6 protein-coding genes are annotated in these 6,553 nt (G+C 75.0%); 2 read left to right on the top strand and 4 right to left on the bottom strand.

Features of this window, described 5'->3' with window-relative positions:
• Positions 1 to 51: 51 nt before the first annotated feature.
• From ACYVJ4_RS09260 to ACYVJ4_RS09270, 3 genes are all read right to left on the bottom strand, one after another.
• On the bottom strand, positions 52 to 870 hold the full coding sequence (locus ACYVJ4_RS09260; protein ID WP_460459837.1) for an enoyl-CoA hydratase/isomerase family protein: 819 nt from the start codon (positions 868 to 870) through the stop codon (positions 52 to 54).
• A 51-nt stretch (positions 871 to 921) separates the two neighbouring features.
• Complete coding sequence (locus tag ACYVJ4_RS09265; protein ID WP_460459838.1) at positions 922 to 1,131, bottom strand: helix-turn-helix domain-containing protein; 210 nt, start codon at positions 1,129 to 1,131, stop codon at positions 922 to 924.
• A 99-nt stretch (positions 1,132 to 1,230) separates the two neighbouring features.
• A complete protein-coding gene (locus ACYVJ4_RS09270; RefSeq protein WP_460459839.1) occupies positions 1,231 to 2,829 on the bottom strand; it encodes an ABC-F family ATP-binding cassette domain-containing protein in 1,599 nt (532 codons plus the stop codon).
• 153 nt (positions 2,830 to 2,982) lie between these two features.
• On the opposite strand from ACYVJ4_RS09270, the gene ypfJ reads away from it, so the two are divergent.
• Both ypfJ and ACYVJ4_RS09280 read left to right on the top strand, forming a co-directional pair.
• Positions 2,983 to 3,861, top strand: coding sequence for a KPN_02809 family neutral zinc metallopeptidase (ypfJ, locus tag ACYVJ4_RS09275; RefSeq protein ID WP_460459840.1), 879 nt, complete (start codon positions 2,983 to 2,985; stop codon positions 3,859 to 3,861).
• 394 nt (positions 3,862 to 4,255) lie between these two features.
• Complete coding sequence (locus tag ACYVJ4_RS09280) at positions 4,256 to 5,539, top strand: S8 family peptidase (RefSeq protein ID WP_460459841.1); 1,284 nt, start codon at positions 4,256 to 4,258, stop codon at positions 5,537 to 5,539.
• Here the strand turns inward: ACYVJ4_RS09280 and ACYVJ4_RS09285 are convergent.
• Positions 5,527 to 6,553, bottom strand: a 1,027-nt coding sequence (locus tag ACYVJ4_RS09285; protein WP_460459842.1) for a CHAT domain-containing protein, incomplete at its 5' end; no start/stop codon positions are given. The two genes, ACYVJ4_RS09280 and ACYVJ4_RS09285, sit on opposite strands and share 13 nt — an antisense overlap.

Here is a 6,553-nt window from a genome sequence, read left to right on the forward strand (position 1 = left end):
CATGCAATCTCCTCACCGGGCCGTCAGCCGACGGCCGTCGTGCCCCGGGCGTCAACGCCCGGCGGCACCTGCTGCTTCCCGCAGCGCCGCGAAGCGGCCCGCCTGGGCGAGCCGCTCGGCGGCCTCCTGCTCGGTGGCGGTGCGCTGCGCCGCACCCTGCAGGAGGGCCTTGGTCGCCCGGACGGCGCCCGCGTCGGGTGCCGTGAGCGCGTCGACCAGGTCGGCCACCGCGTCGTCCAGGTGACCACGTTCCACCGACAACGCCGCCAGCCCGGTGCGCACGGCCTCGTCGGCGCCGATCCAGCGGCCGGTGACGCAGACCTCCAGCGCCCGGCTGTAGCCCATGGCCTGCACCAGCGGCCAGGTGCCGGTGAGGTCCGGCACCAGCCCGAGGCTCGTCTCGCGCATGGCCAGCTGGACATCGTCCGCCACCACCCGCAGGTCGCAGGCCAGGGCCAGCTGGAAGCCGGCCCCCACCGCGTGCCCCTGGACGGCCGCCACGCTGACCACGCGCTCGTCGCGCAGCCAGCTGAAGCCGGCCTGGAAGCCCTGGATCACCGCGTCGACCTCGTCCGGCGGCAGGGCCGCCATCTCGAGGAAGGACTGCTCGCCGGGGATGCCCTCGGGCGTGAACATACGACGGTCCAGGCCGGCGCTGAACGAGGCCCCCTCGCCGCGCACGACGACGACCCGGACGTCGTCCGGTAGGGCGGCGCCGACGGCGGCCAGCGCGCGCCAGGTGTCCGGCGTCTGGGCGTTGCGCGCCTCGGGCCGGCTCAGGGTCAGCGTCAGGACGGCGGCGTCGCGCGAGACCACCACCGACCCGGCGGCGAGCAGGGCGGGGTCGACGTCCACGGCGGCTCCAGGCATGAGCGGGAGCCTAACCGGGCCCCGGGCCGACCCCGGCCGGGGTGCTGGTGCCTACCCGCTGCGACGGCGGGTGGCGCCGCCCCGACCCCTCAGCGAGAGGTCGCTCTCGCTGAGCACCCGGTGCACGAACCCGTAGCTCCGGCCGGTCTCGGCCGAGATGTCGCGAATGCTCTTGCCCTGGCTGTACAGCTGGGTGACGGTCGAGGCCATCCTCGAGCGCTCGTCACCCGTGAGTCGCGCGCCTTTCTTCACGGCGGTCACGGGACCTCCTTCGATCGGGGTCCGTCCATCGTGCGAGATGCCCGACCGGTCCGCCACTCAGAACTGAGGGGGACCTGTGGTGTGCAGCACAGGTCGTGCTCAGGCCAGCGACACCAGGTCGGCGTAGTCCGTGCTCCAGAGGTCCTCGTCGCCGTCCGGCAGCAGCAGCACCCGCTCGGGCTCGAGCGCGTGCACCGCTCCCTCGTCGTGCGTGACGAGGACGACGGCCCCGCGGTAGGTGCGCAGGGCCCCGAGCACCTCGTCGCGGCTGGCCGGGTCGAGGTTGTTGGTCGGCTCGTCCAGCAGCAGCACGTTGGCGCTGCTCACCACCAGCGTGGCCAGCGCCAACCGGGTCTTCTCGCCGCCGGAGAGCACCCGCACCGGCTTGTCGGCGTCGTCGCCGCTGAACAGGAACGAGCCCAGCACCTTGCGCACCTCGGTGTCGCCGAGGTCGGGCGCGGCGGTGCGCATGTTCTCGAGCACGGTGCGCTCGGTGTCGAGGGTCTCGTGCTCCTGCGCGTAGTAGCCGAGCCGCAGCCCGTGGCCCGGGTGGACGTCGCCGGTGTCGGGCGGGTCGATCCCGGCCAGCATGCGCAGCAGCGTCGTCTTGCCGGCGCCGTTGAGCCCGAGCACCACGACCTTGCTGCCGCGGTCGACGGCCAGGTCGACGTCGGTGAACACCTCGAGCGAGCCGTACGAGCGGGACAGGCCGGTGGCGGTCAGCGGCGTGCGGCCGCAGGGCGCCGGGTCGGGGAAGCGCAGCTTGGCGACCTTGTCCGACACCCGCTGCTCGTCGAGCCCGGCCAGCAGCCGCTCGGCCCGGCGGGCCATGTTCTGCGCCGCGACGGCCTTGGTGGCCTTGGCCCGCATCTTGTCGGCCTGCGAGAGCAGCGTCGCCGCCTTCTTCTCGGCGTTGGCCCGCTCGCGCTTGCGCCGCCGCTCGTCGGTCTCGCGCTGGTCGAGGTAGGCCTTCCAGCCGACGTTGTAGATGTCGACCTCGGCCCGGTTGGCGTCGAGGTGGAAGACGCGGTTGACGACCACCTCGAGCAGCGAGACGTCGTGGCTGATGATGACCAGCCCGCCGCGGAAGGCCTTGAGGTAGTCGCGCAGCCAGGCGATGGAGTCGGCGTCGAGGTGGTTGGTGGGCTCGTCGAGCAGCAGGGTGCCGGCGCCGCTGAACAGGATGCGGGCCAGCTCGACGCGGCGCCGCTGACCGCCGGAGAGGGTGCGCAAGGGCTGGCCGAGCACCCGTTCGGGCAGGGCGAGGCTGCTGGCGATGCTCGCGGCCTCGCTCTCGGCGGCGTACCCGCCGCGCGCCTGGAACTCGGCGTCGAGGCGGCTGTAGCGCGCCATGGCCTTCTCGCGCGTCTCGTCGTCCGCGCTGGCCATCCGCGACTCGGTCGTGCGCAGGTCGCGCACGACGGCGTCCAGGCCGCGGGCCGACAGGATGCGGTCGCGCGCGAGCACCTCGAGGTCCCCCGTGCGCGGGTCCTGCGGCAGGTAGCCGACGTCGCTGGACGTCGCGACCGAGCCGGCAGCCGGCTGGCCCTGGCCGGCCAGGATCTTGGTCAGCGTGGTCTTGCCGGCGCCGTTGCGCCCGACCAGGCCGACGCGGTCGCCGTCGGCCACCCGGAAGGTCGCGGCCTCGATCAGCACGCGCGCGCCGGCGCGCACCTCGAGGGCGGTCGCGGTGATCACGGGGAGGTACCTCTCGCACGGGGACGGACGACGGGCGGACGGCTGCGCTGCAAGCCGGCTCCTGCGGGTCGTCGCCAGGGCGTGCGGCCGATCTCATGGCTAGTCTACGCGGCAGGTCGGGGGACCCCGGACGCCGTGAGGCCAGGAGGCGACGTGAGCTTCAACGACGACGCACGGCTCGACACCAGCCAGGTCGAGTCGGGCGGGCGCGGCCGCGGGGGCATCGCCATCGGCGGCGGCGCGGGGCTCATCATCCTGGTGCTGGGCCTCGTCTTCGGCGTCGACACCAGCGCGATCACCGGCACCCCGGGACAGCCGGCAGAGCCGGGCCAGAGCACCGTCGGCGAGCAGTGCAAGAGCGGCGCCGACGCCAACCGCGACGCCGAGTGCCGCGTCGTCGGCACCGTGAACAGCGTGCAGGACTACTGGGCCGACGCGCTGCCGAAGGACGGCGGCCGGCAGTACACGCAGGCCAAGACCGTGCTCTATTCCGGCCAGACCCAGAGCGCGTGCGGCACGGCGTCCAACCAGGTGGGGCCGTTCTACTGCCCCACCGACAAGAAGGTGTACATCGACGCCAGCTTCTTCGACGAGCTCACCAGCCGGTTCGGCGCGGACGACGGCGCGCTGGCCCAGGAGTACGTCGTGGCCCACGAGTACGGCCACCACGTGCAAGACCTGCTCGGGGTGCTCGACGCCGCCCAGCAGGACCCGCAGGGCGCGGACTCCGGCTCGGTGCGCATCGAGCTGATGGCCGACTGCTTCGCCGGCGTCTGGGCGCACAGCGCGAGCAGCACCCAGGACGCCGACGGCACCACCTTCTTGAAGCCGCTGACCCAGGACGACATCAACTCGGCGCTCTCGGCGGCCTCGGCCGTCGGTGACGACCGGATCCAGAAGAAGTCCCAGGGCCGGGTCGACCCCGAGTCGTGGACGCACGGGTCGTCCGAGGAGCGCCAGCGCTGGTTCACCAAGGGCTACCAGGCGGGCGATCTCAACGCCTGCGACACCCTGCACGCGTCCTCGCTCTAGCCCGGCGGCGCAGCGCGCCGGAAGTTTCCCCCGTCCGGGGTGTATCAGGACGCCCGCCCGCGGCTCTGCTCTGTCGTGACGGCTGCGAACCCGTCACGCCACCCACTGGACGGAGCGGTCGATGGTGCTGAGCGAACGGCAGTCCCGGGCCCGGCGGGCCGCAGCGGCCCGAGCCCGGGCGAAGGTCGTCGCCGCCCGTCGCCGTGCGCGCGCAGGGGGCGCGGACGTCTCGTGGGCGGCCGAGCAGCCGCTGTGGTGGTGGGAACCGGCCCCTCGATCGGCCGGAACCGGTGGCTGAGACGCGGGGGTCGGGAGCAGACTGCTCCCGACCCCCGCGCTGGCACCGCTCGTAGCGCAGCTCCCCTGCATCGACACCCGCGGACGAAGGACGGTCATGGACGCTCCCCCCACCTGGCAGCACCGCCGCAGCGCGGCGCTCGACCACCAGCTCACCAAGAAGGGCCGGCAGGGCCTGCGCGTCGAGCGCGCAGCCGACGGCTACCTGTACCGACCGGGCCAGCTGCTGCTGGGCCGCGGCGCGGTCGACGTGCTGCGCTCGGAGGTCGGCCGCGACGCGGTCACCGAGGACGAGGCGACCAACGCACGGTTCTCCCGCCGCGGCGTCGACGTCCAGCGGTGGATGGTCGACGCGTCCGTCGGCCTGCCCGAGCTGCACCGGGCCATCGACGGGCGGGTGCGGGCCCGCGGCTCGCACGTCGAGCTCAACCACGTCTTCACCGGCGAGTGGTACTACGAGGGCGGCCCGGCCACCGAGCCGCAGCTGGCCGCGACGCTGCCGCTGCCGCAGGGCGCGCTGCCGGCCGGCAGCACCGCGCACCTCGCGGTGCTCGACACCGGGGTCGCGGCGCCGACCCACCCGTTCTTCTCGGCCATGCTGCTGGGCCAGGACGGCACCGACGTCGACATGCTCGACGAGGACAGCAACTCCTACCTCGACACCGAGGCCGGGCACGGCACGTTCATCTGCGGCGTGGTGCAGCGGGTGGCGCCGGGCCTGGGCATGGAGCAGCGCAAGGTGCTGAACTCCAGCGGGTTCGGCGACGACCTCACAGTCGCGCTGGGCGTCGCCGAGACGACCGCGCCGGTGCTCAACCTGTCGCTCGGCGGCTACACCCGGCACGACCGTCGTCCGCGCGCGCTGGAGGCCGCGCTCGACGCGCTCGACCCGAGCCGGGTCGTCGTGGCCGCCGCCGGCAACAACGGCCGCCGGCGGCAGTTCTGGCCGGCCGCGTTCCCGCGCGTCGTCGCCGTCGCCGCCTACGACAGCCGCACGGGCGAGCCCGCCGCGTTCAGCAACTACGGCCCGTGGGTCGACGTGTGCGCCCCGGGCGTCGACCTGCACAGCAGCTACGTCGACGGCCGCCGCGGACCCGACCCGGACGACGGGCAGTTCACCGGGTGGGCCACCTGGAGCGGCACGTCCTTCGCGGCTCCGGTCGTGGCGGCCGAGATCGCGCACCGCGCCTCGCTGTCCCCCGGTCGCACCGCGGCCCAGGTCGCCGCCGACCTGCTGGCCGAGCTCGGGGCGCTGCCGCGCGACGGGTACGGGCGGCGGTTCGTGCCGCGCACCGAGCTGCACCTGCCCACGCCGGGCAGCGGCGCGGTGCCGGCCCAGGCCGCGGCTCCGGCCGAGCAGACGGCGGTTCAGCAGCCGTAGAGGTCGAAGCCCGCGCTCGTCGCGATCCCGGCCGGGGTGCCGAGGTCGAGGCGGGCGCGGGCGCGGTGCAACGCCTCGCCGGCGTCCAGCCCGCGGTCCAGCTCGTCGTGCAGCGCGTCCATCAGCACGGCGGTCTCGGCGTCCGGGGTCGGCAGCGTCGTGGCCACGACCCCGGCGGCACCGAGCGTCAGCAGCGCGTGCGCGACGCCGAGCAGCTGGTTGCCGGGCAGCACCTGCGCCGCCGCGGAGTGGCACGCCGCCAGGACGACGAGCCGCGGCGTGCGCTCGAGCGCCTCCAGGTCGTAGACGGTGAGCAGCCCGTCGGCCAGCCGCAGCGACGACAGCATGGGGTTGTCGGACCGGAAGGTGCCGTGCGCGGCCACGTGCGCGACGCCCGCGCCGTCCAGCAGCGCCATGGTGCGCGCCACGGTCGCGGCCGGGCCGTCGACCGTCACCACGCCGGCCCGCTCGGCGTCCGGGCCGTCCGCGGCGCGCACCGGAGCCAGCGAGACGTCGGGACCGGTGACGAAGACGTCGGCCGCCCGCTCCCGGCTCTCGCGCGCCCGGCGGCGGTGCTCGACCGCGCCCAGCCAGGCCGTGCCCGACCGCACGAGGTGGAGCGGACCGCGGGCGGCGGTGCCGAGCATGCTCCACGGCACGGCGTGCAGGGCCTCGGTCGGCGCCACCACGAGCGCTCCCCCGCCGAGGTCGCCCAGCGGGGCGAGCAGCCGGGCGTCGAGCTCGTCCGCGGCCTGGCACGCACCGGCCAGCGCGGCCGCCAGCGCAGCACCGCTGCCCCGGCCGGTGGCCAACCGGCCGAGGGCGAACTGCAGGTGCAGCAACGGGTCCTGGACGCCGTCCAGCGGGCCGAGCCGGTGCAGGCGCGGCCCGCGGGGGCCGGGCGCGTCGTCGCCCGCCAGCGTCAGGGCCAGCAGCTCGCCGTCGACGGCGAGGTACTCGACCAGGGCGGCGCTCCCGAGCGCGGCGCGCAGCTCGTCGACCGCCGCGGGCGGC

Source organism: Angustibacter peucedani (assembly GCF_054779595.1).

What these genes read in the sequence shown, in the direction of transcription:
- ACYVJ4_RS09260 (WP_460459837.1), bottom strand. Translation starts at nt 870, where the DNA reads ATGCCTGGAGCCGCCGTGGACGTCGACCCCGCCCTGCTCGCCGCCGGG.
- ACYVJ4_RS09280 (WP_460459841.1), top strand. Translation starts at nt 4,256, where the DNA reads ATGGACGCTCCCCCCACCTGGCAGCACCGCCGCAGCGCGGCGCTCGAC.